The sequence below is a fragment of the Qipengyuania aquimaris genome, assembly GCF_020171965.1.
In the GTDB taxonomy this organism is placed as follows: domain Bacteria; phylum Pseudomonadota; class Alphaproteobacteria; order Sphingomonadales; family Sphingomonadaceae; genus Qipengyuania; species Qipengyuania aquimaris_A.
The window spans coordinates 1,437,119-1,462,728 of record NZ_JAIUZK010000001.1 but is presented as its reverse complement, the minus strand read 5'-3'; the positions used below and the strand labels follow the sequence as shown (position 1 = coordinate 1,462,728).

Genomic DNA, 25,610 nt, shown 5'->3' with positions numbered 1-25,610 from the left:
GACGGGACTCGCTGGATAAGCTTGTGGATAGCCTGTCTGTAACAGTCTTGACCCTTTTGTTTGCAAGTGCATTCTCAACCTCATCGGGGAGGGACGCGCACGTGTCTACGACTGATGTTCAAGGCTGAGTTACTCGAACGCGCGGCTCGTTTCCGCAGCGCCGACGAGGATCCGACACGAAATCTGGAATCGTGTCCCTCGCTCGTGCTCAATGCGGATTACACGCCGCTATCCTATTATCCGCTGAGCCTGTGGCCCTGGCAGACCGCGATCAAAGCGATCTTCCTCGACCGGGTGGACGTGATCGAGACCTATGAGCGCGAGGTCCATTCGCCCAATCTCGACATGAAGATCCCCAGCGTGATCGCGTTGAAGCAATATGTGAAACCGTCCGAATTCCCGGCCTTCACGCGCTTCAACCTGTTCCTGCGCGACCGCTTTTCCTGCCAGTTCTGCGGCGACATGAACAATTTGACGTTCGACCATGTCGTGCCGCGCCGCCTGGGCGGGAAGACGACGTGGGAGAACATCGCGACCGCCTGCGCGCCCTGCAACATGAAGAAGGGCGGCCGCACGCCGAAGCAGGCTGGGATGACGCTCTATCACGAGCCGATCCGCCCGACGCACTGGCAGTTGCAGCAGCACGGCAAGATGTTCCCGCCCAACTACCTGCACGAAACCTGGCGGGACTGGCTTTATTGGGACATCGAGCTGGAGGCGTGAGCCTGGCGACACTGCCAAACCGCTGGTCGCTGGCTGCGGCCTGTGCCGCCCTTGCCCTCGCCGCGCCGGTTGAGGCGCAGGAAGGTGCGGCGCCGCCAGAGCCGGAAACCCCCGCCGCCTATGTCGAGCATGCGCTGGACCTGCTCCAGCGGTTCCACATGAACCGCGAGCAGGTCGATTGGGATGCCATGCGCAAAGCCGTCATGGTGCTGTCCGCACACGCACAGACCCCGCGCGACACGCATTCCGCCCTGCGCGCAGCGGTGGTCGCGATGGGGGACAATCATGGCTACCTCTACGTACCGCAGCCGCGCCTGCAATCGAATGGGCGGTCCGGCAAGGACGCCGGCGCACCGCCCATGCCAGAGGGCGAAGCGCTGGATGGCGACATTGGCTATCTCATGCTCCCCCGCCTGACGACGGTGGGCGGGAACGAGGATGTCGGCGCGCAATATCGCGATGTGCTGGTCGAGACCGTGCAGCGGCTCGATCCGTCCGCCCGCTGCGGCTGGGTGATCGACCTCGCCCGCAACTCGGGCGGGAATATGTGGCCGATGCTCAACGGGCTGGACCCGCTGCTGGGCGAAGGGCCGTTCGGCTATTTCGTCGGCATCGAAGGCCGCGCAGCCTGGGTCAGGGGCGAAGAGGCGATCTCGTCCCAGAGCGGCGCCGAAGTCGATACGGGCGAACCGAAATACGCGATCGCCAATTCCGACACGCCGATTGCCGTCATCTTCGGGCCGCGCACTGCCAGCACCGGAGAAATGGTCGCCGTTGCGCTCGCCGGGCGCACCGACAGCCGCAGTTTCGGGGCGCGGTCGGCCAATTACACCACGGCGGTCCGCCCCTTCGAACTCAGCGACGGCGCCGTTCTAGGCGTCACCTCGAGCAAGGTCGCCTATCGCGACGGCACGGTCATCGAAGGCCCGCTAATCCCCGACGAGGAGGTCGAGGGCGACGCCCTCGAACCGGCGCTGGAGTGGCTACGCGGGCAATGCGCGATATCGGGCGCTTCGGAGAAATGACCGCCCGCTAAGGCGTCTGCGAGGCCAAGGCAGGCGCAGGCAGCTCCGGTCCCCCGATTTACCGCCACTCACCCAATTGCGGGGTTAGGCAATCATGCCTTTGTCGAGGGTTAGGGAGAAGGGCGACCGCCTTCCAAGCAATTGATCTCGATCAATGTCGCCTGATTGTGACGGTGTAAGCTGCGATGATGTCGCCGCACCCTGACTGGTCAGGCGAGAGCCGGCCACGCGTGATGACCCTGATGTTATAGATCTGGATCTCTCGGATCATCGAGGAGGCAATCATGTCCGATATTCAACAAGCCGATTGGGACGCTATCGTTGTCGGTTCCGGTATTGGCGGGATGGCTTCCGGTGCGGCCCTCGCCCGGGTCGGGCAGAAGGTGCTGATCCTGGAACAGCATCGGATCCCAGGCGGCCTTACCCATAGCTTCGAACGCGACGGGTTCAGTTGGGACGTGGGGCTTCATTACCTCAGCTACATGGCGCCGGGAGAGCGCGAACGCGCAATTCTCGACTGGCTATGCGACACGCCGATCGAACTGGTGTCGCTGGGGGCGGTCTACGACGTAATTCACATCGGCTCTTCGGAGCCGCTGGCCTTGTCCAGGCCTTACGAGGCGCAGGAATGGGACCTGAAGGATCGCTTCCCGCACGAAAAGGAAGCGATTGAAGCCTGGACCGTGGCGCTGCGTAAGGGCCGCGAAGCCATGCTCAAGATTTTCCCGACCCGGGCAATGCCGGAGTTGGCTGGTGACATCCTCGATTGGTGGAACAGCCACGAAATCGAAAAATGGTGCAAGCGAACGACCAAGGAAGTTGTCGACGATCTGGTCGAAGATCGCGAACTGGCTGCAGTGCTGACCGCGCAATGGGGCGATCATGGCGGGCGCCCGAACAAGGCCAGCTTCGCAATGCATGCCCTGATCGCTGCATCCTATCTGAAGGCCGGATCGTGGTATCCGAAAGGCGGTGGCTCAGCCTTCGCAGACCATATCCTGCCCACCATTACCAAGGCAGGAGGCGATGTCCGAACCGGAGTGAGAGTTACAGAGCTCGTATTCGAAGGGAGCGCGGTAGTCGGCGTGCGGACAGCTGGCGGTGAAGAAATCCGGGCGAAGTCGGTCATTTCAGATATCGGAGCGCGCGAGACCGTCGACGCATTCGTACCGGCCGGTTCGCAACACGAGGACTGGATTGCCGAAATCCGGGCACTGCCTTCCAGTATCGCGCACTACACACTCTTCCTGGGCTTTGAAGGCGATATCGAAGCTGCCGGGGCTACCAAGAGTAATCACTGGTTTTATCCAACGGGCGAAACCGATGTGATCTGGACAGGCGCGCCTGATGAGGACCCTCCTTTTGTCGCGATTGCCTTTGGCTCGCTGAAGGATCCGGCCCACGATCCGGGACCACGCCAGCAACACACCGGACAAGTATTGACCTGGGCCGATTGGGAGCCCGTCAAGCGATGGTCGGGCATGCCTATTGGTGAGAGGGGCGACGATTATGCCGATTTCAAGCGGAGGGCAGAAGAAGCGCTGTTCAGGCAATTCGAGCGCCGTTTCCCCGAGCTTGCGAAGCTGGTCGTGTATCGCGAATTGGCTACCCCGCTCACTACTGTCACTTTCACCGGCCATCGCGATGGCGCTTTCTATGGTCTCGATGTAACGCCGCAGAGGGTCGTGTCCGATGCATTGAGGGCAAAGACCCCGATACCGGGCCTCTTCCTATCAGGGCAGGACGTCGCGAGCCCGGGCATTCCCGGCGCGCTGTGGGGCGGCGTTCTTGCGGCGGCGAGTGTCGATCCGAAAGTGTTCAAGCAGTTACAAAAGTGAGGTCAGCTCACCATCCTGTTGCGGATTTCAGGTAACTGCCGCGCGCTCCTGGAATTCGGCCCGTTGCCATTCGCCGCTGTCCAGCACTTCGGCCAGGTGCCTGGCAGCCTCGGCAATGTCTTCGAAGCGTAGGTAAGCCGGAGCGAAGCCGAAGCGCAGGATGTCGGGATCGCGGAAGTCGCCGATCACGCCCCGCGCGATCAGGGCCTGGCAGATGGCGTAGGCCTCTTGATGCCGGAACGAGAGCTGGCTGCCCCGCTCCGCCGGGTTGGGCGGGCTGACGAGTTCCATCTCCACACCGTTTTCCGCGAGGCATTGGCGGAAGAATTCGGACAGCTTTTGCGACTTGGCATAGAGCCGCTCGATCCCGATTTCGGCGATGAGGTCGACGCCGACCTCCAGCGCCGCGAGGCCGAGAATTCCGGGTGTGCCGCACAGCAGGCTGTCGACCCCGGCTGCTGGCGTATAGTCGTCGCTGAACGCGAAGGGCCTTGCATGCCCCATCCAGCCCGAAAGTGGCTGGCGAAGAGCCGAGTCCTCTACATTATCGGCTATATGGTGTGCAGTTGCGACGAAGGCATATGCGGGGGCGCCCGGCCCTCCGTTCAGATATTTGTACCCGCAACCGACGGCGAAATCCGCTTTGCAATCAGCAAGATGCACCGGAAGAGCCCCGCCGGAATGCGAAAGGTCCCACAGCACCAGCGCGCCCTTGTCATGCGCTGCGCGGGTCAGCGCCTCCATATCGAATAGCTCGCCGGTCTTGTAATGTGCATGGGTGAGCAGCAGCAGGGCCACGTCCTCGTCGAGCGCCTCGAGCAAACTTTCGCGCTCGACCAGCCGGCGTTCCGCAAGCCCCTGTTTTTCAAGCCCTTCGATCATATAGACGTCGGTCGGGAAATTGCCCGGCTCGCTCAATACGACCTTGCGCCCGGGCCGCATCGCGAGGGCTGCAGAAATCAGCTTGTAGAGGTTCACCGAGACGCTGTCGCACGCGATGACCTGGTGTGGCTGCGCGCCGATCAGCGGTGCTATCTTGCCGCCGACACGCTGCGGGAGGTGGATCCAGTCGGCGCTGTTCCAACTGCGGATGAGGTCGCGACCCCATTCCTCGCGCACCACCTGCTCCAGCCGCGCCGGCGTGGCGCGTGGCAGGCAGCCGAGGGAATTGCCGTCGAGATAGACAACACCTTCGGGCACATCGAACCGCTCGCGAAATTGCGCCAGCGGATCGGCGGCATCGAGACTGCGTGCGCGCTCAAGCATCCGGGATTTCCCGCAGAATTGCGCGGGTCAGGCCCGCATCGCCGCCTCCGACCTTGAGCGGCAGGGCGATCAATTCGTATCGCCCTTCCTCCACCCCGTCGAGCACGAGGCCTTCGAGGATACGCATCGCATTCTTCGCCACCGCCTTGTGGGCATCCATCGTCTTGGAATCCTGCGGATCGACGCTCGGCGCGTCGGTTGCAATCAGCTTTACGCCCTGCAGCGCCAGCCACTCGACCGCCTCTGCCGAAATCGGCGTCCAGTCGCTTCGCCATTCGTCATGCGGGAAGCTGTCCCAGGTGCGGAAGAGCACGCGGTCGACGCTGTCGAGGTGCGGAAGGTCGGCGACGTCGATTTCGCCGGAAACGCGGCGGGCATCCACAACAAGACATTCCCCGATGAAGGGGTCGAGCTCCATGCTCGCGGCATCCATTCCGTCGGCGGAGTAGTGCAGCGGCGCATCGGCATGGGTGCCGGAGTGGGTGGTCATCGTCATCTTCCCGACATTGACGGGAGAGCCGTCCTCCATCCGCCACGTCCGCTCGAAACCGAACTCGGTATCGCCCGGCCAAACCGGCAGTCCGGGGCGCAGGACCTGGCTGATATCCCAGATGCGGAGCGAGCTGCGCCAAGAACTCATATCGCGGTCCTCACGCTCAGCAATTCGGGGAAGAAAGCCGCTTTCAGCACGCCGGCGAGGTAGGGAACGCCCGGCGTGCCGCCAGTGCCACGCTTGAAGCCGATGATCCGCTCAACCGTCTTGAGGTGGCCGAAGCGCCAGCGCTGGAAATGGTATTCGAGATCGACCAGCTTCTCGGCCAGTTCGTAAAGGTCCCAGTGCTCCTTGGGCGAACGGTAGATTTCGGCCCATGCCGCCTCGACTTCGGAGGAGTGCTCCCATGCGGCTCCGACATCGCGATCAAGTACTGCGTCCGGAACGGCGAAGCCGCGCCGGGCGAGCAGCGCAACGACCTCGGCATAAATGCTCTTGCGCTGCATTTCCGCGCGCAAATCCGCCGCCACTTCGGGCGTCGCTTCGTGCATGGTGACCATGTCCGGATTGCGCCCGCCGAGAAGGAATTCCATCATGCGGTATTGCGCACTCTGGAACCCGCTCGACCCGCCGAGATGGGGGCGGATGGTCGAATAATCGTGCGGCGTCATCGTGCTGAGCACATCCCAGCTCTGGATCAGCTGGCCCTGCGCCCGTGCCACCCGCGCCAGCATCTTGAACGAGGGCCTGAGGCGATCCTCGACAATGCAATCGCGCGCCGCGAACAGTTCGTGCAGGCACAGTTTGAGCCACAGTTCGCTGGCTTGGTGGACGATGATGAACAGCATCTCGTCATGCGCATCCGAGGATGGATGCTGGGCGGCGAGTATCCGATCTAGGTCGAGATAGCTGGAATACGTTACGTCCTGCGTCATGCGCCCTGCCTTATGGCTGGGACGCACAACGCGCAATGGTCGCAACCGAAACTACTGGTCGATGATCCGCGTTTCGGGGTGGTGTTTGTCGAGGTGCTTGCGGATGGTGCGCAGGTTCTTGGTATTGGACCGGTAGAGCACGTCGAAGGCGTCACCAACCAGCGGCACTGCACCGACTGCGGTGTCGAAACCGACCCGGCCGAGCATGTGCCACAGCTTCCACTTCGGCAGGCCGAGATTGCGCGCCTCCCACACGATATAGCTGCCCATTGCAGCGGTAATGATATCGCCCACCACCGGGACAAGGCCCACGATCGTGTCGAGACCGATGCGGTAATTCGTGCCCGGCAGGACCATGCTGCGTTCAAGGATCATTTCGAGCGCTTCGACCCTGCGCCGGATCGATTGCGGATCGCTGCCGGTGGGCAAATCGAAGGTGAAACCCTGCGCATATGCGCGATTTTCGGTGCGATCCTGGCCGCCCTGATAGGGCTCTATCGGAGTGAGGCGATTGTCTTCCATTACCCCTAGATGGGCGCGCGGGTGAGCGGGAACAAGGGATGGTAGGCCCAGGGGTTCTCGGAAAAGCCTTCTACATCAGAGCGCACCTGCGCCCAGCGGATCGGCGCACCGAGCGGAATATAGTAGTTTAGCGAGGTCAGACTTTGCTCCGCTTCGATGAGGTAGGACGCTTCCTCGTCCGGGCTTTGGGCATCGACCGATAGCGAAACGAGGAAGTCGACATCTTCCGAGCAGACCTGCGGCGAAACCTTGCAATTGAACTGGTTGAGGAACCAGCGGGTACCGGCGAACCGCGCAACGCGGTCCCGCAGGACGAGATCTGCCGAACGGCGGTTCTCGGCGCGCTGCGCAGTGATGCCGACCTGGCCGAGGTCGGCTTTAAGACGCTCGAACAGAATATCCGAACCGGGCCCCTCGGGCAGGGCGATCGAGATGCTCGGCGCGCGGCCGTTGGCATTGGTCCACGCCGAGGTGCGCTGAGCCGCCCTGCTGCGGCGCTGGTCGAGCGACAACCCGTCCCATCGCGCCGGGGCTCGGGCGACAGTCGCGGGCAAATCGTCCGGCACGATGCGGTTCGACGCATTCCAGCCCTCGATACTCAGCGCCCTTGCAATCGAGCTGCGGTCGATGGCGAGCGCGAGTGCTTCGCGGTTCTCGCTAGATGCGAGGAAACCTTCGCGGCGGACGACGTCAAAGCCAAGCAGTCCGACCGCAGAGTCCAGCCTCACGCTGGCGCGGGCAAAGGTGCTGGTGGATGCAAGTGGCAGGTCCTGCATCCGCCCGCCAAGCATGAGGTCGTACCGGTTTTGCGCGAAACCCTGTGCCGCCTCTTCGGCACCTACGGATTGGAAGCGGATAGAGCGCAGGCCTTCTTCCCAGTCCTGCTGCGGCGGCAGGCCGCGTTGCTCGGGCGGCATTACTTCGAGATTGACCGCATCGTCCGATCTCGCGGCCACCAGCGGTCCCGTGCGCGCGAACTCTCCGGCAATCCCGAGTTCGGGCTGCGCGAGCAGTTGCAGGAGGCCGGGCATAGCACTCTTGAGGCGAATTTCGACCACCCTCCCGGTCATCGCACGCACATCGGCAACCTTGGCAAGGTCTAGCCCCAGGCTGGTCCCCTCGAGCCGGGATAACGTGCGAACCAGCGAATCCCTGACGCTATTGGCGGTGAGGCGCGAGCCATCCGGCAAATCGAACTCGGTGATCCTGAAGATATAGCTTTTGCCATCGTCGGTGACGATCCAGCGTTCGGCAATGGCGGGCACCACCTGCCCGTCGGAGTTCAGCCTGACCAGGCCCTGATGCGTAGCGGCACGGATATGCTGGGCTGCCGGTCCGATCCGCAGGCCGGTCTCGAAAGCATCGGACGGCGCACCGATAAATGCGACGTCGACGACGCCGTCATCCTCGCGATTGTCGCAGGCGGCCAGTGCCAGAATTGCGATAAGGGCTGCCGGGAAACGCATGACGCTGGGTTAGCAGCGACACGGTTTCGCGCAAGCCGGTCAGATTTTACGCAGTCCGTTGCCGTATTGCGCGAACTTGCCAACCAGACGAGCGTAGCGGGGCGCTTCGGACTCCGACTGGACAGGCTGCGCCCGCGCGGCTTTCGAATCGATATCCTCCTCGAAAGCAATGCCCATGCGGTTGCCCTGCACCCACGCGACAGTGCCTCTCACGGGCCGGATGTTGCGCAGTTCGACGACCACACGGTCCCCGCGCGACAGCATCAGGAGGCCTTCTGCCATCATGCCTCCGTCCGACAGGTTGCGCACCTTCACGCGCGACAGTTCGTTCGCGCTGTCGAGGCGGATTTCCGCCGTCAGGAAAAGGCTATCCCGATTGAGATGTCGCGTGTCGATCGAAGACAAGGCCAATCGCTCCAAGGCTGCTCGTTCCAGGCACGGCGAAGTGCCATGCGTCGTAACGTCGCAAGCTAGCGATTGCCCGTGAAGAAATGGTTACCTCGCCCGCAAGATTTGCGCGGCTGGTCAGGTGTCGCGCGAGATCTTTTCGCGGCGCTCGTGGGCGGTCTGCGCTTCCACGGTCATGGTAGCTACCGGCCGCGCGATCAGGCGACGCAAACCGATGGGATCCCCCGTCTTTTCGCAATAGCCGTACTCACCCTCGTCGATCCGGCGCAGCGCAGAATCGATCTTGGAGATCAGCTTGCGCTGGCGGTCGCGGGTGCGCAGTTCGATGCCCCAATCGGTTTCGGACGATGCGCGGTCGTTGAGATCGGGTTCGCGGATCGGCCCGTCCTGGAGCGACTGCAGCGTCTGTCCCGCCGCATCGTGGATGGACTTCTTCCAGTCGAGCAGCAGCACGCGAAAGAAGTCGAGCTGCCGTTCGCTCATGTACTCTTCGTCATCGGACGGGACATAATTGTCGTCGACGGCGGCTTTCGCCTTTGCAAGTTTTTCGGAGACACTCGAAGCCGAAGTGGCCATTGATCCCGTATTCCTTCTACCCAAGGTACTCGAAGCTGCTCCTACCCGCCGGGCCGAATTTTTCCGGTCCCGTGTCGCTTCCTAGATGGCGCGGCCTATAGGTCGCAGCTTGGCGCCGCACAAGGAGCAATCCGGAGACTTCCAGAGCCCTGTGGCAAATTCGACGCATCGAAAGCGCAGATGTACGAATCCGCGTTAACCTTTTATTGACCATAAAGGGCGAGGACTGTCCTCACCCGGCGGGGGGCCGGGGCAATGGGGGAAGTTCGAAATGACCGTACTCACGAGCATCGAAGGCGGCGCAGGCCGTATCGACCAGACCAATGAAGGCGAAGCCACGATCGCCGAATGCCTCGCGCAGTATGCCAAGGGTAGCATCGACGCGCTTTACGATCTGGGAGTTGCTTTCTCGACTGGAAGCCACGGTGTCGTGTGCGACATGATCGAAGCGCACAAATGGTTCAATATCGCTGCATCCAAGGGCCACGAAGAAGCGGCCTGGTGCCGTGCGGACGTGTCCGACGAAATGACGGCGCGAGAAATTTCCGAAGCCCAGCGCCGCGCCCGCCAGTGGCTCAACGAAGGACAGCGCAAGGTCGCCTGAACGCCGGTCAGCCGCGCTTGAACGGAGTGCGGCGACCAAGGTAATTGCGATCCGCGGCAACGCCCTTGCGCTCGCGCTCGAGGAAATCCGCGATGGCTTCGCGAAAGCCGGGGTCGGCGATCCAGTGAGCGGAAGTGGTCTCCACCGGCTCATAGCCGCGAGCCAGCTTGTGACCGCCCTGCGCACCCGCCTCGACGCGCGACAGGCCGAGTTCGATCGCGGCATCGATTGCCTGGTAATAACACAGCTCGAAATGCAGGAAGCGCACGTCTTTCGTGCACCCCCAATACCGTCCGTATAGGGCCTCGCCGCCGATGAAATTGAGCGCACCGGCAATCGGATTGCCATCTTCCAGCGCCAGAACCAGTATCAATTGCTCGCCCATCTGCTCGCCGAACAGGTCAAACGCATCGCGGGTGAGATAGGGACGCCCCCATTTCCGCGCGCCGGTATCCTGGTAGAATACCCAGAATGCATCCCAATGCTCGGGCCGGATATCGTCTCCCGTCAGCCTGACAATCTCTAGACCGGCTTGCGCGGCTGCCCGCTCCTTGCGCAGATCCTTGCGCTTTCGCGAGGTGAGCGAGGCGAGAAAATCGTCGAAACTCCCGTAGTCGCGGTTCATCCAATGGAACTGGATGTCCTTGCGCAGCAGCCATCCGGCAGCTTCGAAAAACCGGATCTGGTCCGGCTCGATAAAGGTCGCATGAGCACCCGAAAAACCGTTCTGCAGGCACAATTGCTCGGCAGCTTTCAGGAGCGGAGCTGCAAGGCTGTCGTCGGACAGCAACAGCCGCGGACCCGTGGCGGGTGTAAAAGGCGCGGTGATCTGGAGCTTGGGGTAATATTCGCCCCCTGCCCGCTCGTATGCATCGGCCCAGGCGTGATCGAAGACGAATTCGCCTTGGCTGTGGCCCTTGAGATAGGCGGGCAAGGCAGCAAGCGGCGGGCCATTCTCGGACGAAATGATGACCGGCGCGCTCTGCCAGCCGGTCCCAGCGCCGACACTGCCCGAATCTTCAAGTGCTGTCAGGAATTCATGACGCATGAAGGGATTGTCGCCTGCAAGCGCATTCCAGGCATCTTTCTCGATCGCGCCGACCGATCCTGCAACCCTTGCGGCAAGTTCGCCTTCGCTCACGCCAGCCCCGCTCCTTCCGCGATGAGGGCATCGGCATGGTTTTCTCCGACCGCGCGGCTCTCGGGCGAGTTCACCGTCCAAGTGAGGACCGGCATGCCGCGCGCCTTCAGTTCCGCGACCATCGGGTTCGGCAGGGCTGCGACGTGGTAGGCGATGAATTCGGGGCGCGCGGCCCACAAAGCGAGATGGCGGCTGGCCGCCGACTGCGTGTAGCCGTGATCATCCTCGCGCATGACGAGGCCGTGCACCGTTTGCGGATTGTGCCTTGCGAACCAGCGCGAAACGCGCGGATCGAAACTCATCACGGCATGGAGGCCGGCATAGCCTTCCAGCGCATCAGCCACGCGGCGGCAGGTGAGTTCGACATCGTAGCCGCGCCGCGACTTGATCTCGATCAGCAGCGGGACGCGGCCTGCGACCATCGCCAGCAACTCGGGCAGGTCCATCGGCCGGTCCTCGCTTTCGAGATAGGCGAGTTCGCGCCATTCCTCACGGGTCAGCGCCTCGGTCTTCTCCGGGCGCCCGACCAGCCTAGCGAAATCCCAGTCATGGAAGACCATCGGCCAGTCGTCGGCACTGCGCTGAATATCGCACTCGAGCCCGAGGCCCGCTTCCACGGCGGCGCGAAAGGCGCTCGGCCCGTTTTCGATCCGGCCCGGGCCGTGAAGGCCTCTGTGCGCATAAGTCCAGTCGCGCAGCCACCCGACCCGCGCAGGATCGGGGGCTGGTACGATCAGCCGGTCAAGCGGGGCGAAGAGCGACAATCGCGTCGACCTCTACTGCTGCATCGAGCGGGAGGACCGGCACGCCGACAGCGCTGCGCGCATGACGGCCCGCGTCTCCGAAAACCTCGAACATGAGGTCGCTGGTGCCATTCACCACCTTGGGCTGGTCGGTGAAGTCCGGCGTACTCGCGACGAAGCCGCCCAGCTTGACGACCTGTTCGACCCGCTCGAGCAAGCCTGCAGCCTTGAGCTGCGCCATGATCATCAGGCCGCAGGCGCGGGCCGCTGCCTGACCCTGTTCGAGCGACACATCCGCCCCCAACTTGCCGGTCACAAGCTTGCCATCGACGAAGGGAAGCTGGCCGGAAATGTAGGCGGTCTGCCCGGACACGACGAGCGGTTGGTAGCTGGCTACCGGTGCGGCCGCTTCGGGCAAGGTAATGCCCAATTCTTCCAGCCTTGCTTCGATGATCATGCGGTTTCCTTTTCGAGTTCGTCCTTCAGCCACGGAAGGGCGTGTTCCCAGGTGTCAATCCGCGCATCGGCATGGCCGGAGGTATGCGCGCAGTCGATATGCGGTGCCAGCATCGGCTCGCCGCACAGGTGCAGCGTCGTAATCTGGCCGATCGTTTCGCGCGCGGAACGGTGATGCTGGGCAAGGTCATCGATGAAGATCGCCTTGGTCGGATTGTATTCGTCGAGAATGCGCTGCAGCGCTGGACCCTTGGGGCCCTGGTTCGTGAAGACGCGGGCGTTGAGGCCGTGGTCGGCAAGCTGCTGGGTTCGCATCTGCTGGCGCTTGTCGACGAGGTTCGTGAGGATGACCACGTCCGCCTGCTCGCCCAGTTCGTTGATGCCTTCGATGGCGCCCGGGATCGGCGACTGGCGGTGCATTTCGGTATCGAAGAACTTGCCCAGCATCCGCCAGATGTCGTCGGGCGCAAGTATCTCGCCGGTTTCCTGCCACCTCAATGCTTGGGAGAAATCATTACCGTTCATGCGAAACTCGACGCCCTGCGTCTCGTCCAGCCAGTCACGGAAAGGCGAGACCATGTAGAGCAGGACTTCATCGCAATCGGAGATGATCAGGGGGCGGCTCATGCAGACAGGCTCCTGTGGGCAGCGACAAGCGCTTCGGGCGTCGTGCCCAGCGCATCGGCAGCCGAGATAAGGTCGGGTTCGTGATTTGCGAGGAATTCAAGCACGGCCGCCTGCACTGCGCGCTCGCCAATACCATGGCGCAGGCGTTCGGGCGTCAGGCCGGTAAGGGACAGCAACCGCTCGGCACGCCGGTCGTCGACCAGCGCCCAGCCGAGTGCCTCAAGCGCCAGGACTTCGGGTGCGCGGGTTTCGCCGGATTTGTCGTTGGATAGAATTGTCAGCCCTTTCGCTTGTCACTATGCCCTGGTGCCAGATCGCAGGAGACGGCAAGCACGTGGCAAAGAGAATACTCGTTGTCGAGGATAACGACCTCAACCGGAAATTGTTCTGTGACGTGCTGAAAGCCAACGGCCACGAGGTCGTGCCGGTCGCCGATGGCAACAATGTCATCGCCACCGCCCGCAAGTTCGCGCCCGAACTCGTCATCATGGACATCCAGCTGCCCGGTGTGAGCGGGGTAGATTTGATCGCCGAGCTCAAGGACAATGGCGATCTCGCCAAGGTGCCGGTGCTCGCCGTGACGGCCTATGCGGGCAAGGGCGACGAGGAGCGCATCCGTGGCGCGGGCGCGGAAGATTACCTCGCCAAACCGGTATCGATCGGCCCTTTTATGGCCGCCGTGCGGCGCCTTGTCGGCGAATGAGATAGCGCGCCCACGCTTGACAAGCGGGTCCGGAAACCGCTTTGCCGCCCATTGATTATCTACTGCAAGCGCCGCGGGTCGCCCCTGCCGCTGTAACATAACAAGGACTGGACCCTTCATGGACCGTGCCGAAGTCGACGCAAAAATCCGCGAAATCGCAGAACCCTTCAACAAGAAGGGCGTCACCATCACCGAAGACACCAGTTTCCAGAACGACCTGGAATTCGACAGCCTGACCGTCATGGATTTCGTCGCCGAGATCGAGGACGAATTCGACATCATCATCAGCATGAACCAGCAGGCCGAGATCGAGAAATACGGCCAGCTCGTCGATGCCGTGACCAAGATGCAGGCCGACTGATGAGCGAGGGTATCTCCCAGCCGGACCAGCCGCAGGCGCTCGAAGGACACGCGGGCGACAAGGATCTCTTCTCCAAGTTCGACGACATCATCGCGATGCGCCAGGGCCTGCTCGACAGCGGCGTCGAGGACCCGTTCAACCTCGTCATGGAAAAGGTTCTCTCGCCGACCCGCGCGATCTGCAACGGGCGCGAGACGATCCTGCTCGGCACCTATAACTACATGGGTATGACCTTCGACCCGGACGTGGTCGAAGCGGGCAAGCAGGCGCTGGCCGATTTCGGATCGGGCACGACCGGCAGCCGCGTTCTCAACGGCACCTACCAGGGGCACAAGGACGTCGAAGAAGCGCTGAAAGACTTCTACGACATGGACCATGCGATGGTCTTTTCCACCGGCTACCAGGCCAATCTTGGGATCATCAGCACCATAGCCGGAAAGGGCGACTACATCGTCCTCGACATCGATAGCCATGCCAGCATCTGGGACGGCTGCGCGATGGGCAATGCCGAAGTCGTGCCCTTCAAGCACAACGATATCGAAGCGATGGAAAAGCGCCTCCGGCGCATCCCCGAGGATGCCGGGAAGCTGGTCATCCTCGAAGGCGTCTACTCGATGCTGGGCGATATCGCACCGCTCAAAGAAATGGTCGCCGTCGCCAAGAAATACGGCGCGATGGTGTTGGTCGACGAAGCGCACTCCATGGGCTTCATCGGCGAAAACGGACGCGGCGTGGTCGAAAGCGCCGGCGTGATCGACGATGTCGATTTCATCATCGGCACCTTCTCCAAGAGCGTCGGCACGGTTGGCGGTTTCTGCGTTTCGAACCACCCGAAGTTCGACATCATGCGCCTCGTCTGCCGCCCGTACGTCTTCACCGCCTCGCTCCCGCCGAGCGTGGTGGCGACCGCCTGCACCTCGATCCGCAAGCTCATGCACGGATCCAACAAGCGCGCGCATCTCTGGGAAAATTCCAAGAACCTGCACAAGGGGCTGAAGGATCTGGGCTTCCAGCTCGGCACCGACGAACCGCAAAGCGCGATTATCGCGGTCATAATGCCCGACCTCCAGCAGGGCGCGGCCATGTGGGAAGCGCTGATCAAGAACGGGCTCTACGTGAACCTCGCACGGCCGCCGGCAACGCCTGCCAACATGACCCTGCTACGCTGCTCCCTCTGCGCCGAACACAGCGAAGAGGAAGTGGGCGAAATCCTCGAAATCTTCGAGAAATCGGGCAAGGCCGTCGGGATAATCTGACCCGGCGGGAACGCGCATCCCCGCCTGCTCGTCTCCTTCCATGAAGGAGAACGATCAGATGAAGACGACCAATAGCGGCAGCGCAACCTACGAAGGCCTTGGCAAGGGCGGCAAGGGACACGTCTCGACCGGATCTGGTGCGCTGGCCGCGCAACCCTATGGCTTCAACACCCGCTTCGAGGATGCGCCAGGGACCAATCCCGAAGAGCTCGTCGCCGCGGCGCACGCAAGCTGCTTTACCATGGCCCTGTCCTTCAAGCTAGCGGAAGCAGGCTTCACCGATGGCCGAGTGGTCACCAGTGCAGAGGTCACGCTGGAAAAGCAGGATGGCGGCTTCACCGTCACCCGATCCGCATTGTCCACGAAGGGCAAGGTCGAGGGTATGGACCAGGCCAAGTTCGAAGAACTGGCCGCCGATGCGAAGGCCAACTGTCCGATCTCGAGACTGCTGAACTGCGACATTACTCTCGAAACCAAGTTCGAAGGCTGAGCCCGGTTCTTCGCGAGAAAGGCCGGCCGGGGGTTGCGAACCGGCCGGCCTTTCCCGTCAGGCGACCTTGGCGGTCGCCTCCTCTCCAACTGAAGGTTCCATTTCCCGGTTCTCGGGGAAGATCGGCCACATGAGCTGCTGGCCCAAAGTCGCGGGCGCGAGGTTTTCGACGCCATAGCTCTTGGGGAAGCTGCGCGTAATCTTCGCAGTGCCGAACAGCACGTCCCAGAAGAACAGCAGGTTCCCGTAATTGCCCTTGTATTGCACCGCCGGATCATCGGCGTGTCGGCCGTGGTGCGCATGGTGCGTGGCGGGAGTCGAGATGGTGCGTTCGACCACCCACATGACGGGAGAGAGCCAGCTGATCTTGTAGAGCGGCTTGTCCCAGGCGACGTCGGAATGCGCGCCGGTGATGACCAGCAGCTTCACCACGATATAGCCGGCATAGACCCAGCCAAGGCCGAGGTAGATCAGCACACCCGACAGCCAGATGCCCGGCATCATCGCGTAGTAGAATATGTTGTTCCGGTACACGAGCCTCACGCTCATGTATCTCGCGTTATGGTGCGCGCGATGGAGGTTGTAGAGCCAGTGGAAACTGTGGCTCGCGCGGTGCCACCAGTACTGCATCATGTCGTCGAGGATCAGGAACAGCCCGATCGCCAGGAAGATATTGATGCCCGACAAGGCTCCTTCCCATTGCGGTGCGATGATGCCTGCCAGTGTGGCCGAGGTGAACAGCACGGTAGGCTGGGTCAGGCCGAGCAGCATGACCATGCTGACCGCTTCCACGATTCCATCGTCGCGGGTCTGTTCCGATTTGCGGAACAGGTTGGTCCGCCACAGCTCCAGCAGGGCGAAGCCGAGGTAGATGCAGATGATCGCAATGGTCGAAGCAGGCATGGGTCTCTCCCTTGTCGAATCCGGGCCTAGCGTTTACCAAAGCGAAATAATGTCAAATGTTTTACATTCTGACCCGACTCGGCGCTCGCTGGTGTCGCCCATGCTGTTTTCCAGCCTCGATCCAGCCTTGCAGGCCCACCTGCTGCGCGGTTCGGCGGAGCGGCGCTACGAGGACGACCAGATCATCCAGCAGCGCGGAGAGATGGCGGATGGTTTCTGGCTGATCGAGGCCGGCGAGGTCATGGTCGGCCAGTTCCTGCGCGAAGGAGATTTTCGCGCGGTCGCCCTTCTCGGCAAGGGCGATTCCTATGGAGAGCTCGCCGTATTCTCCCACCGCCCCCGCATCGTCGATGCCGTGTCGCGCGGGCAAAGCACGCTGAGGCACATATCGGCACACCGCTTCCTCGATGCGCTGGGCAATTACCCCGCCTCGATGAGAGCGCTCTTGGGCGCCCTCTCCCACCAGTTGCAGGACACGCTGTCGCTGCTGGCCGGGATGCGGCGCGGGACCAATCCGGCGAGAATGGCCGAACTTCTCGTCAACCTGGCAGGGGAGGTCCGGCGCGAAGCAAGGGTCGAAATCACGCAGCAGGAACTTGCCGAGCTGCTCGGCATAACACGTGTCACGGCCAACGCCGCGCTACGGATCCTGCAGCAGGCCAAGCTGATCGAGCGCGGGTACGGCACGATCATCGTGCGCGACCGCGACCGGTTGATGCAGTTCGCGCTGGACTAGATCAGCTGGCGTCGATGGCGGGCGGGTTGCTGCACACGCCGCCTTCCTCGTCCTCGCTGCCGCCCAGCTGCGTGAGGACCAGCACGCCGCCTACCACCAGGACGACGAAGGCCGTGGTGACGAGGCCAAGGTACTTGTCGATCACCTGCTTGATCGGCGCGCCGAAGACGCGGAACAGAATGCCCACCGTCATGAAAATGAGGGCGCGGGCAAACAGGCTCGACAGAACGAAGGTGACGAGGTTCATGCCGACGAAGCCCGCCGTGATGGTCAGCAGCTTGAACGGCACCGGCGTCGCCCCGGCGATCAGGATCGCCTCGAAGTCGTATTCGCGCAGATGGCACGCCGCGACGGGGAATGCCTCGGTCAGGCCAAGCGCGCCGATAAGCCAGACGCCGACCGTATCGTAGAGGCCCCACCCGATCGCATAGCCGAGCAAGGCACCCGCGACCGATGCCAGCGTCGCGACGAGAGCGAACTTCACCGCCTTCTTCGGTTCGGCAAGGCACATGAGGCCGAGCAGAGGATGCGGCGGGATCGGGAAAAAAGACGATTCCACGAAGCAGAAGAATGCCAGCCACCAGACCGCATGCGGGTGCGCGGCCTTGTCCATCGTCCAGTTGTAGAGGCTGCGCAGCATGTTCGTTTGACCCTCGAAATCGAAGCCAGCGACCTAAGGCACCCGGACTGCGTAGGCAAGCGTCACCGTATAACCTATTTGGTTCTTTTTCCTTGACATCGTGACGCTATTTGGCTAGAGAAATGAAACATCGCGATAGTGTGATTCACTCGAAAGGGCGGCCGGCAGGTCGCCCTTTTGCGTTTCATGCGTCCGCCGGATCGGGAGGGAGCCATGGGAAAATCACGATCTTCTGCCCGCCACGCCTGGGAAGCCGCATTCCTCAAGGCATTGCGCGAATACGGCAAGGTCAATGCAGCTGCGCATGCCGCCGGAATAACCACCGGGCCGCCCTATAACCGGCGCAAGGTCAGCGCCTCCTTCGATGCGGAATGGAAACAGGCGCTGGCCGCCTACAACAGCGGGAAAAGCAAGCGCATCCGCAACAGCGAGGAGCGCCCCGCCCCTCGCCAGTGGAAACGCGTCTTCCTCGATGCGCTTGCGGAAACCTCCAATGTCGCAGGCTCGGCAAGACAGGCGGGTATCGCCCCGCGCGTGGCCTATCGCACCCGCCGCAGCTGCGAGGACTTTGCCAGCGACTGGCGCGCCGCGCTTTTCGAAGGGTATGCCAATCTGGAAATGGAAGTGCTCGGATACCTTCGCGATCCGGCCCCTGCCCACAAGATGGATGTTACCGCAGCGCTGCGCCTGCTCGCTGCGCACAAGGAGACGATCGCGCAGGAACGCGCCACCCGCGCCAATGTCAGTGCCGCCGAGGTTCGCGCCTCCATCGAACGCAAGGTCGACGAGCTTCGCAAGAAGGTCGCGGGACGCGACATCCAGCCGGAGCGCCCGCACCCATGAACCGCCCAATGTCGCGCCCCGAGGTCTGGGCGAGGCTCAAGGAGGAGGAGCTGGCCGATCATGTCGACGGCATGAGCGAGGGAGAACTTGGAGAGTTTGCCTATGACTTCCAGAACCACGCGCATGACGGCCAGCTTCCGCCGGAGGGCGACTGGTACATCTGGCTCGTCATGGCTGGCCGCGGCTTCGGCAAGACGCGCGCGGGATCGGAATGGGTACGCAGCATCGCCGATAACGATCCGCAGGCGAGAATCGCGCTGGTCGCTGCAAGTCTCGGCGAAGCGCGCGCCGTCATGGTCGAGGGCGAAAGCGGGATCATCGCGTGCTGCGCGCCCGACAAAAGGCCGACCTTCGAGCCCTCGCTGCGGCGGATCAGCTGGCCCAACGGGGCCATGGCCACCCTCTATTCGGCCGCGGAGCCCGAAGCCTTGCGCGGTCCGCAGCATAGTCACGCCTGGTGCGACGAGGTGGCCAAGTGGTCGAACAGTCACGAGCGCGCGACGCGCAGCTGGGACAATCTCCTGCTTGGGCTGAGGTTAGGGCGGGACCAGCGCGTCATGGCGACGACCACGCCGCGCGCCGTGCCGCTTCTGCGCCGCTTGCTCGATGAAAAGCGCACCCAAGGCCTGGTGCTGACCAGTGGCACCACGAGAGACAATGCGGCCAATTTGCCGACCAAGTTCCTTGCGGCAATGGATGCCGAATTCGGCAACAGTGCCCTGGGCCTACAGGAACTCGACGGAATGCTGCTCGACGATATCGAAGGCGCGCTGTGGAACCGCGCGCTGATCGAACGCTGCCGCAACGATGCCTTGGGCGATCCGCCGCTGCGCATCGTGATCGGCGTCGACCCGCCAGCCTCCTCGCGCGGCGATGAATGCGGGATCATGGTCTGCGGGCTTGGCGCGGGCGGCGTGGCACAGGTGCTGGCCGATTGTTCGGTCGAAAAGCCGACGCCCGAACGCTGGGCTCGGGCCGTGGCGCAGGCCGCCCAGGTCTGGAATGCGGACCGGGTCGTGGCCGAAGCCAACCAGGGCGGCGACATGGTGGCGAGCGTATTGCGCGCCGCCGATCTCGCCCTGCCACTGAAGCTCGTCCATGCCAGCCGGGGCAAGGCGGCCCGCGCAGAACCCGTCGCCGCGCTCTACGAAAGCGGGCGGGTGGTGCATGCGGACATGTTCGCGCTGCTCGAAGACCAGCTGTGCGGCCTCATGGCAGGCGGCACATACGAAGGCCCCGGCAACAGCCCCGACCGCGCCGACGCGCTGGTCTGGGCGCTCAGCGAATTGATGCTGGGCAAGAATGCGCGTCCCAGAATCCGAAACATCTGACCCAAGGAAAACCCATGTCCTTCCTCACCAGTCTCGCTTCCGCCTTCAAGGGCGGGGGCCAAAGCACCGTGCCGATTGCGCGCAGCATCATTTCGCCCTGGGCAACCGCGTTCGACGGCGGCGGCGTTGCAGCGTTCGATTACCGGCAGGCGGTGGCCGATGCCTATCTGGCCAATCCGGTTGCCCAGCGCGCGGTGCGGATCGTGGCCGAAAGCGTGGGCCATGCACCGATCGTGTGCGAGGACGAGCGGCTGGCGAAACTCTTCGCCTGCTCCTGCGCCTCGCAGCCCTTGTTCGAAGTGCTGGCTGCCCAGCTCGCCCTTCACGGCAATGCCTATGTGCAGATCCTGAAGGACGGTGTGGGCGTGCCGGTCGAGCTCTTCCCGCTGCGCCCCGAACGGGTGCAGGTGGTTGCGGGGGAAGACGGGTGGCCCACCGCCTATCGCTATGTCCTCGCCGATCGCACGGTCACCCTGCCGCGCGACGACGAGAACGGCTGGCCCAATGTCATCCACCTGAAGGGCTTCCACCCGACAGACGATCACTATGGCGCTGGATGTCTCGCTGCAGCCGCGCCGGCCGTGGCGATCCACAATGCCGCGAGCGAGTGGAACCGCGCGCTGCTGGCCAATGCGGCGCGGCCATCGGGTGCGCTGGTCTATGACGGCGGCGATGCCGCGGGCCTGACGGCGGAGCAATTCGAGCGGCTCAAGGCAGAGTTGCAGGCGGCGTTCCAGGGACAGGCGAATGCAGGGCGGCCCATACTGCTCGAAGGCGGGCTCGACTGGAAGGCGATGAGCCTGTCGCCCGCCGACATGGATTTCGCGACGCTCAAGGCGGCGGCTGCGCGCGATATCGCGCTCGCGTTCGGCGTGCCGCCCATGCTGCTCGGCCTGCCGGGCGACAACACCTATGCCAACTACCGCGAGGCCAATCGCGCGCTCTGGCGCCTCACCCTGCTGCCGCTCGCGAGCATGATCTGCGCCGGATTGCACAGCGGTCTGTCCGACTGGTTCGACGAGGCTCCGCGCGTCGACCTCGACCGCGTGCCCACCCTTTCCGAAGACCGCGAGAAGCTGTGGGCGCAGGTCAGCGGAGCCGATTTCCTCAGCCGGGCCGAGAAGCGCGAGATGCTCGGCCTGCCAGCCTTGGAGGGCGAATAATGACCCGTGAAGACATGCTTGCGCGGCTGATTGCGCAGGCCAGCACCGAAGGCGGCGAACTGGTGACCCTGCGCGCCATCGTCGAGGAATCGAGCGAACTGGGCGCCAAGCGCGTGCTCGATCGCCTCGGCCTCGGGGATCCCGGTGCGCAGGACGACCTCGACGAGCTGCGCGAACTGCTCTCCGCCTGGCGCGATGCCAAGGCGAGCGCTTGGAAGGCGGCAGTTGAATGGCTGGTGCGGGGTATCCTCGCGCTGCTGCTGGTCGGCATCGCAGTGCGCCTTGGCGCTGGCGAGATGCTTTCGTGAGCGCGCTCAGGATAGCCGGCTACGCGGCCCTGTTCGACAAGCCCGACGGGATCAGCGACACGATCCTGCCTGGCGCCTTTCGCGACACGCTGCGCCTGCGCCGCGACCCGCTCCCGCTCTATTGGCAGCACCGCCCCGACCAGCGCATCGGCTGGGTCGAGCAAGCGGGCGAGGACGAACACGGCCTGCGCATCATCGCCACGATCGACAATCCCGACAGCCGCGCCGCCAAGATGCTGCGTGAGCGCGCGGTGAGCGGCCTGAGCTTCGGCTATCGCGCGCGGGCCTACCGCCGCACGGACAAAGGCCGCGAGCTGGCGCTGGTCGACCTGTTCGAGGTGAGTGTCGTGACCCACCCGCTCCAGCCCGAAGCCCGCATCCACCTCACCGCCTGACCCCGTCAAACTCATCACTCCCCTCGCCGCCTTCCGGGCGGCTTTTTTGTGCCCCGAGAAGAAAGAGAAATTTCAATGGACACTTCCACCACTCCCGCCGACATCGCCACCGACCAAGCCGAAGCCAGCTTCGACATCGTCGCACGCCAGGACAAGACCGAAGCCGACGTTGCCGCGCTGCGCAGCGATGTCGACGAGGTGAAAGCCCGCGTCGACAAGATCGGCCGCGCCGCCGCCCGCCCCGCCCTCGGCGCAAGCACCGACAGCGCCCCGGAAGTGAAAGGCTTCGTCGATGGTTATCTGCGCCGGGGCTCTACCACCGAGGTGAAATCGATCAGCGGTGCGATCGCCAGCGACGGCGGCTATGCCGTGCCGCGCCAGATCGATGCGATGATCGCCCGCGAACTGCAGGAGATCAGCCCGATCCGCGCCATCGCCCAAGTCGTGCAGACCGGCAGCGCCGGCTATCGCAAGCTCGTTTCCACCGGCGGCACCGCGTCCGGCTGGGTCAGCGAAACGACCGCGCGTCCGGAAACCGACACGCCCAGCTTCAGCGAAATCGCTCCGCCGACCGGCGAGCTCTATGCCAATCCGGCAGCATCGCAGGCCATGCTCGATGATGCGGGCTTCGACATCGAAAGCTGGCTCGCCAGCGAAATCGCGATGGAATTCGCCCGTGCGGAAGGCGCCGCTTTCGTCAATGGCACCGGTTCGGACCAGCCCGAAGGCTTCCTTTCGGCACCGGTTTCGACGGCCGAAGACGGCGTGCGCGCATTCGGCACTCTGCAATACGTCGGTTCGGGCGATGCGGACGGGTTCGATACCAACCCCGATGCAAAGCTGATCGACCTCGTCCACACGATGAAGGCCGGCCATCGCCAGGGCGCGAGCTTCGTCATGAACTCGGCGACGCTCGCAGAAGTCCGCAAGCTCAAGACCGCCGATGGTGCATTCCTGTGGCAGCCGGGCCTCGTCGAAGGCCAGCCCGATCGCCTGCTCGGCTATCCGGTGGTCGAAGCGGAAGACATGCCGGACATTGCTGCCGGCACCTTCCCGATCGCTTTCGGCAATTTCCGCCACGGCTACCTGATCGCAGAACGCAGCGCGACGCAGGTCCTGCGCGATCCGTTCACCAACAAGCCCTTCGTCCACTTCTACGCGACCAAGCGCGTGGGCGGTCAGGTGCTGGATTCCAACGCGATCAAGCTCCTCAAGATCGAGCTCTGATCGGAGCGCGGGGGCACCCCTTCCCCGTCACTCCCGCCCGCGCCGCTTCCCCCTGGCGGCGCGGGCACCCCTCGCTTCTTGCACCAGGAAACCAATAATGCAGACCGACCTGTCAGGTCAGCCGCTCGACGAGCTCAAGCAGTGGCTGGCGATCAGCACAAACGAAGACGATGCGCTGCTCATCCGCTTGCTGGAGGCTGCATGGCAGGTCTGCCGGCAGTTCACCGGCATGAGTGCGACCAGCTGGGACGAGGCGGAAGAGGCCTTGCGCCAAGGTATCGTCCGGCACGCCGCCCACCAGTATCGCGAACGCGATGGGGGTGGCGAAGGCGAAAGCTATCCACCGGCAGCAGTCGCCGCGCTCTGGCGTCCCTGGCGCACGCTGCGCCTGTCGTGACCGGCTTCGACGCCTTCGCCGCCAGGCTCGAGCGCTACGCACGCACTCTCGCCCAACGACGCCGCAAAGGAAGGCGCACCGCCCATGGCGCCAATTGGCACGATGCAATTGCGCTCTGGCCCCACTTCACCCGGAGTAACCCATAATGGAAAGCGCCCTCAGGATTGCGCTGGTGGAAGCCCTGCGCGGCGATGCGCAGCTCGCCCCGATGATCAATGCCGTGGCCGAGGAAGCGCCGTCCGCGGCGCCGCCCCCGGCGCTCGCGCTCGTCGCCAGTGCGGCTGCCGACTGGTCGAGCAAGACCTCCACAGGCCGCGAAATCCGCATCGCCATCGAACTTACGACACGCGGCAGCGACCCGGCGCCTTCCGCAGAAATCGCGAGCCGGATCGAACACTGCATCGCAACCCTTGCGCCCCAGCAGGACGGCTTCCGGCTGGTGACGACGCGCTTCCTGCGCAGCCGGACCGAACGCCGCGAGCGCGCAATCCGCGCCATCCTTCTCGAATATGCCTTCCGCGTAATCGCGGAATAAACCCCCTGCCGGAGACATCCCAATGACTGCCCAGAAAGGCTCCGCCTTCCTTCTCAAGATCGGCGATGGAGGAAATCCCGTCGCCTACGAAACCGTCGCCGGTCTGCGGACCACGCAAATGACCATCAACGGCGACAGCGTCGTCGTGACGCACAAGGACAGCGGCGGATGGCGCGAGATCCTTTCCGGCGCTGGCGTGCGTTCCGTATCCGTCAGCGCCTCGGGCATATTCCTCGGCTCCGGTGCGGAGGCGACTGTGCGCGCCAATGCCCTCGATGGAACACTGGACGATTACGAACTGTCGTTCGAGGACGGCGAAAGGATGCGCGGACGATTCCTCGTCCAGAGGCTCGACTACGCCGGGGACTTCAACGGCGAGCGCACTTACACGCTCCAGCTCGAAAGCTCGGGCGAGGTCGCAAGCGCATGAGCAATCCCGCCCGCGGCGAAGCCTCCATCCATGTGAACGGGCGCGAACTGGTCCTGAGACCATCCTTCGATGCGCTGGTGAAGGCCGAAGCCGAAATCGGATCTTTGTTCGCCCTGGTCGAACGGGCGAGCGAAGGGCGACTTACCCTGACCGAGATCGCGGCTCTTTTCTGGTTCTGCCTCGCCATCCCAAGTGCGGCGACACGCGAAGAGGTGGGCGAGGCGGTGATAGCCATGGGCCTTTCCACGGCCGCCGCCCCCCTCAAGCTCCTGCTCGGCCAGGTGCTGCGCGGACGCTGACATGGCCGACAGCTTTGCCGAAGGCGCGCTGGTGCTGGCCGGTCACGCTGCCCGCGCGATCGGCTGGACGCCGGACACCTTCTGGAATGCCACCCCCGCAGAGCTCGCCGCCTGCCTAGGTGCTCACGAACACGTCGATGCTCCGCCCACCCGCGACGAGATCGCGGAATTGATCGAAAGGGATTGCAATGGATGACGAATTTGAAGACCTGGTGGTGACCGTTCGCGCCGATACTGCAGCTTTCTCGCAGGATGTCGCGCAAATGAAGCGGGATTTCGACAGCACCCTCGTCGACGGGTTCGACAGCGCCGGCAAGGTACTTGAACGGGGCCTGATGCGCGCGCTGCGTAGTGGCAAACTCGGGTTCGAAGACCTGGGCCGGATGGCCTTGCAGATCATGGACCAGATCGCGAGCAAGGCACTGGGCGCCGGGATGGATGCCCTGTTTGCCGGGCTCGGCGGAGGCAGCGGTCAGGGCGGTGGCGCAGGGCTTCTCTCGGGCCTTCTGGGCGGTCTTGGCCTGCCGGGTCGCGCAACCGGCGGCAGTGTGTCCCCGGCGCGGCCCTATCTCGTCGGCGAGAGAGGGCCGGAATTGTTCGTGCCGACCTCTGCCGGACAGGTCGAACCCACCCATCGCCTCGGCAGCGGACAGACCAGCGTGAGCGTCGCGATCAATCTGGCCCAGCCACGTGGATCGAGCGCGCCTGCAGCTCTGCAGCGATCCTCGCGGCAAGTCGCCAGCGCCGTGCGCCGCGCACTGCAGAACTGA

At 63.6% G+C, this 25,610-nt stretch carries 35 protein-coding genes; 21 read left to right on the top strand and 14 right to left on the bottom strand.

The window, feature by feature from the left end; translation table 11 throughout:
• The first annotated feature begins 114 nt into the window (after positions 1 to 114).
• The 3 genes from LCM24_RS07265 to LCM24_RS07255 all read left to right on the top strand — a co-directional run bounded on the left by LCM24_RS07265 (position 115) and on the right by LCM24_RS07255 (position 3,586).
• Positions 115 to 723, top strand: a complete 609-nt coding sequence (locus LCM24_RS07265; RefSeq protein ID WP_090477349.1) for an HNH endonuclease — start codon at positions 115 to 117, stop codon at positions 721 to 723.
• Positions 720 to 1,748 carry a S41 family peptidase gene (locus tag LCM24_RS07260; protein WP_224803370.1) on the top strand — a complete coding sequence of 343 codons (1,029 nt, stop codon included), beginning with the start codon at positions 720 to 722 and terminating at the stop codon, positions 1,746 to 1,748. The genes LCM24_RS07265 and LCM24_RS07260 overlap by 4 nt, the downstream gene beginning before the upstream one ends.
• A 284-nt stretch (positions 1,749 to 2,032) precedes the next feature.
• A complete protein-coding gene (locus LCM24_RS07255; RefSeq protein WP_224803369.1) occupies positions 2,033 to 3,586 on the top strand; it encodes a phytoene desaturase family protein in 1,554 nt (517 codons plus the stop codon).
• A 27-nt stretch (positions 3,587 to 3,613) separates the two neighbouring features.
• Here LCM24_RS07255 and kynU read toward each other — a convergent pair whose 3' ends face one another.
• The 7 genes from kynU to dksA form a co-directional block, all read right to left on the bottom strand.
• Positions 3,614 to 4,852, bottom strand: coding sequence for a kynureninase (gene kynU, locus LCM24_RS07250; RefSeq protein ID WP_224803368.1), 1,239 nt, complete (start codon positions 4,850 to 4,852; stop codon positions 3,614 to 3,616).
• A complete protein-coding gene (gene kynB / locus LCM24_RS07245) occupies positions 4,845 to 5,492 on the bottom strand; it encodes an arylformamidase (protein ID WP_224803367.1) in 648 nt (215 codons plus the stop codon). The genes kynU and kynB overlap by 8 nt, the downstream gene beginning before the upstream one ends.
• Positions 5,489 to 6,280, bottom strand: a complete 792-nt coding sequence (locus LCM24_RS07240; protein ID WP_224803366.1) for a tryptophan 2,3-dioxygenase — start codon at positions 6,278 to 6,280, stop codon at positions 5,489 to 5,491. Before LCM24_RS07240 ends, kynB begins: the two co-directional genes overlap by 4 nt.
• A gap of 51 nt (positions 6,281 to 6,331) precedes the next feature.
• Positions 6,332 to 6,802, bottom strand: a complete 471-nt coding sequence (locus LCM24_RS07235) for a DUF4112 domain-containing protein (RefSeq protein ID WP_224803365.1) — start codon at positions 6,800 to 6,802, stop codon at positions 6,332 to 6,334.
• 5 nt (positions 6,803 to 6,807) lie between these two features.
• The gene (locus tag LCM24_RS07230; RefSeq protein ID WP_224803364.1) at positions 6,808 to 8,268 is read right to left on the bottom strand and encodes an ABC transporter substrate-binding protein; all 1,461 of its coding nucleotides are present in this window, start codon (positions 8,266 to 8,268) and stop codon (positions 6,808 to 6,810) included.
• A gap of 39 nt (positions 8,269 to 8,307) precedes the next feature.
• A complete protein-coding gene (locus tag LCM24_RS07225) occupies positions 8,308 to 8,673 on the bottom strand; it encodes a PilZ domain-containing protein (RefSeq protein WP_224803363.1) in 366 nt (121 codons plus the stop codon).
• A gap of 120 nt (positions 8,674 to 8,793) precedes the next feature.
• Entirely contained in the window at positions 8,794 to 9,252 is a 459-nt protein-coding gene (gene dksA / locus LCM24_RS07220) for an RNA polymerase-binding protein DksA (protein ID WP_160596075.1), read from the bottom strand.
• Positions 9,253 to 9,523: 271 nt separating this feature from the next.
• Here dksA and LCM24_RS07215 point away from each other — a divergent pair, with 271 nt between their 5' ends.
• Positions 9,524 to 9,856: a hypothetical protein gene (locus LCM24_RS07215; RefSeq protein WP_224803362.1), complete on the top strand. Its 333-nt coding sequence runs from the start codon at positions 9,524 to 9,526 to the stop codon at positions 9,854 to 9,856.
• A gap of 7 nt (positions 9,857 to 9,863) precedes the next feature.
• Here the strand turns inward: LCM24_RS07215 and LCM24_RS07210 are convergent, their stop codons facing one another.
• Genes LCM24_RS07210 through LCM24_RS07190 form a run of 5 tightly spaced genes read right to left on the bottom strand, consistent with a single transcriptional unit; the run spans position 9,864 to position 13,026 of the window.
• Positions 9,864 to 10,997 (bottom strand): GNAT family N-acetyltransferase, encoded by a 1,134-nt coding sequence (locus LCM24_RS07210; RefSeq protein ID WP_224803361.1) that lies wholly within the window; start codon positions 10,995 to 10,997, stop codon positions 9,864 to 9,866.
• On the bottom strand, positions 10,994 to 11,761 hold the full coding sequence (locus LCM24_RS07205; RefSeq protein ID WP_224803360.1) for a glycerophosphodiester phosphodiesterase family protein: 768 nt from the start codon (positions 11,759 to 11,761) through the stop codon (positions 10,994 to 10,996). The genes LCM24_RS07210 and LCM24_RS07205 overlap by 4 nt, the downstream gene beginning before the upstream one ends.
• A complete protein-coding gene (locus LCM24_RS07200; protein ID WP_224803359.1) occupies positions 11,739 to 12,197 on the bottom strand; it encodes a RidA family protein in 459 nt (152 codons plus the stop codon). The genes LCM24_RS07205 and LCM24_RS07200 overlap by 23 nt, the downstream gene beginning before the upstream one ends.
• Positions 12,194 to 12,823, bottom strand: a complete 630-nt coding sequence (locus tag LCM24_RS07195; RefSeq protein ID WP_224803358.1) for an HAD family hydrolase — start codon at positions 12,821 to 12,823, stop codon at positions 12,194 to 12,196. Before LCM24_RS07195 ends, LCM24_RS07200 begins: the two co-directional genes overlap by 4 nt.
• The gene (locus tag LCM24_RS07190; protein WP_412093797.1) at positions 12,820 to 13,026 is read right to left on the bottom strand and encodes a DUF3572 family protein; all 207 of its coding nucleotides are present in this window, start codon (positions 13,024 to 13,026) and stop codon (positions 12,820 to 12,822) included. The genes LCM24_RS07195 and LCM24_RS07190 overlap by 4 nt, the downstream gene beginning before the upstream one ends.
• Positions 13,027 to 13,157: 131 nt before the next feature.
• Here LCM24_RS07190 and LCM24_RS07185 point away from each other — a divergent pair, with 131 nt between their 5' ends.
• The 4 genes from LCM24_RS07185 to LCM24_RS07170 all read left to right on the top strand — a co-directional run bounded on the left by LCM24_RS07185 (position 13,158) and on the right by LCM24_RS07170 (position 15,633).
• Positions 13,158 to 13,526, top strand: a complete 369-nt coding sequence (locus LCM24_RS07185; protein WP_224803357.1) for a response regulator — start codon at positions 13,158 to 13,160, stop codon at positions 13,524 to 13,526.
• A 118-nt stretch (positions 13,527 to 13,644) separates the two neighbouring features.
• Positions 13,645 to 13,887: an acyl carrier protein gene (locus LCM24_RS07180; protein ID WP_160596069.1), complete on the top strand. Its 243-nt coding sequence runs from the start codon at positions 13,645 to 13,647 to the stop codon at positions 13,885 to 13,887.
• Entirely contained in the window at positions 13,887 to 15,143 is a 1,257-nt protein-coding gene (gene spt, locus LCM24_RS07175) for a serine palmitoyltransferase (protein ID WP_224803356.1), read from the top strand. Before LCM24_RS07180 ends, spt begins: the two co-directional genes overlap by 1 nt.
• A 58-nt stretch (positions 15,144 to 15,201) precedes the next feature.
• The gene (locus tag LCM24_RS07170) at positions 15,202 to 15,633 is read left to right on the top strand and encodes an OsmC family protein (RefSeq protein ID WP_224803355.1); all 432 of its coding nucleotides are present in this window, start codon (positions 15,202 to 15,204) and stop codon (positions 15,631 to 15,633) included.
• Positions 15,634 to 15,690: 57 nt separating this feature from the next.
• Here LCM24_RS07170 and LCM24_RS07165 read toward each other — a convergent pair whose 3' ends face one another.
• Positions 15,691 to 16,536: a sterol desaturase family protein gene (locus LCM24_RS07165; RefSeq protein WP_224803354.1), complete on the bottom strand. Its 846-nt coding sequence runs from the start codon at positions 16,534 to 16,536 to the stop codon at positions 15,691 to 15,693.
• Between the two features lie 100 nt (positions 16,537 to 16,636).
• Here LCM24_RS07165 and LCM24_RS07160 point away from each other — a divergent pair, with 100 nt between their 5' ends.
• Positions 16,637 to 17,272: a Crp/Fnr family transcriptional regulator gene (locus LCM24_RS07160; RefSeq protein WP_224803353.1), complete on the top strand. Its 636-nt coding sequence runs from the start codon at positions 16,637 to 16,639 to the stop codon at positions 17,270 to 17,272.
• Between the two features lies 1 nt (position 17,273).
• Here LCM24_RS07160 and LCM24_RS07155 read toward each other — a convergent pair whose 3' ends face one another.
• On the bottom strand, positions 17,274 to 17,912 hold the full coding sequence (locus LCM24_RS07155) for a YqaA family protein (protein WP_224803352.1): 639 nt from the start codon (positions 17,910 to 17,912) through the stop codon (positions 17,274 to 17,276).
• A 213-nt stretch (positions 17,913 to 18,125) separates the two neighbouring features.
• On the opposite strand from LCM24_RS07155, the gene LCM24_RS07150 reads away from it, so the two are divergent.
• The 12 genes from LCM24_RS07150 (at position 18,126) to LCM24_RS07095 (ending at position 25,610) form a co-directional block, all read left to right on the top strand.
• On the top strand, positions 18,126 to 18,755 hold the full coding sequence (locus tag LCM24_RS07150; RefSeq protein WP_224803351.1) for a hypothetical protein: 630 nt from the start codon (positions 18,126 to 18,128) through the stop codon (positions 18,753 to 18,755).
• Positions 18,756 to 18,763: 8 nt separating this feature from the next.
• A complete protein-coding gene (locus tag LCM24_RS07145; protein ID WP_224803350.1) occupies positions 18,764 to 20,086 on the top strand; it encodes a DNA-packaging protein in 1,323 nt (440 codons plus the stop codon).
• Positions 20,087 to 20,100: 14 nt separating this feature from the next.
• Positions 20,101 to 21,249 carry a phage portal protein gene (locus LCM24_RS07140; protein WP_224803349.1) on the top strand — a complete coding sequence of 383 codons (1,149 nt, stop codon included), beginning with the start codon at positions 20,101 to 20,103 and terminating at the stop codon, positions 21,247 to 21,249.
• Positions 21,249 to 21,557: a DUF6127 family protein gene (locus LCM24_RS07135; protein WP_224803348.1), complete on the top strand. Its 309-nt coding sequence runs from the start codon at positions 21,249 to 21,251 to the stop codon at positions 21,555 to 21,557. The genes LCM24_RS07140 and LCM24_RS07135 overlap by 1 nt, the downstream gene beginning before the upstream one ends.
• Positions 21,554 to 21,952, top strand: coding sequence for an HK97 family phage prohead protease (locus tag LCM24_RS07130; RefSeq protein ID WP_224803347.1), 399 nt, complete (start codon positions 21,554 to 21,556; stop codon positions 21,950 to 21,952). The genes LCM24_RS07135 and LCM24_RS07130 overlap by 4 nt, the downstream gene beginning before the upstream one ends.
• A gap of 75 nt (positions 21,953 to 22,027) precedes the next feature.
• Positions 22,028 to 23,179 carry a phage major capsid protein gene (locus LCM24_RS07125; protein ID WP_224803346.1) on the top strand — a complete coding sequence of 384 codons (1,152 nt, stop codon included), beginning with the start codon at positions 22,028 to 22,030 and terminating at the stop codon, positions 23,177 to 23,179.
• Between the two features lie 97 nt (positions 23,180 to 23,276).
• The gene (locus LCM24_RS07120) at positions 23,277 to 23,576 is read left to right on the top strand and encodes a head-tail connector protein (RefSeq protein ID WP_224803345.1); all 300 of its coding nucleotides are present in this window, start codon (positions 23,277 to 23,279) and stop codon (positions 23,574 to 23,576) included.
• Positions 23,577 to 23,721: 145 nt separating this feature from the next.
• Positions 23,722 to 24,111: a DUF3168 domain-containing protein gene (locus LCM24_RS07115; RefSeq protein WP_224803344.1), complete on the top strand. Its 390-nt coding sequence runs from the start codon at positions 23,722 to 23,724 to the stop codon at positions 24,109 to 24,111.
• A gap of 22 nt (positions 24,112 to 24,133) precedes the next feature.
• Positions 24,134 to 24,541 (top strand): phage major tail protein, TP901-1 family, encoded by a 408-nt coding sequence (locus LCM24_RS07110; RefSeq protein WP_224803343.1) that lies wholly within the window; start codon positions 24,134 to 24,136, stop codon positions 24,539 to 24,541.
• Entirely contained in the window at positions 24,538 to 24,840 is a 303-nt protein-coding gene (locus tag LCM24_RS07105) for a gene transfer agent family protein (RefSeq protein ID WP_224803342.1), read from the top strand. The genes LCM24_RS07110 and LCM24_RS07105 overlap by 4 nt, the downstream gene beginning before the upstream one ends.
• A gap of 1 nt (position 24,841) precedes the next feature.
• Positions 24,842 to 25,036: a phage tail assembly chaperone gene (locus LCM24_RS07100; RefSeq protein WP_224803341.1), complete on the top strand. Its 195-nt coding sequence runs from the start codon at positions 24,842 to 24,844 to the stop codon at positions 25,034 to 25,036.
• The gene (locus tag LCM24_RS07095) at positions 25,029 to 25,610 is read left to right on the top strand and encodes a tail tape measure protein (protein ID WP_224803340.1); all 582 of its coding nucleotides are present in this window, start codon (positions 25,029 to 25,031) and stop codon (positions 25,608 to 25,610) included. Before LCM24_RS07100 ends, LCM24_RS07095 begins: the two co-directional genes overlap by 8 nt.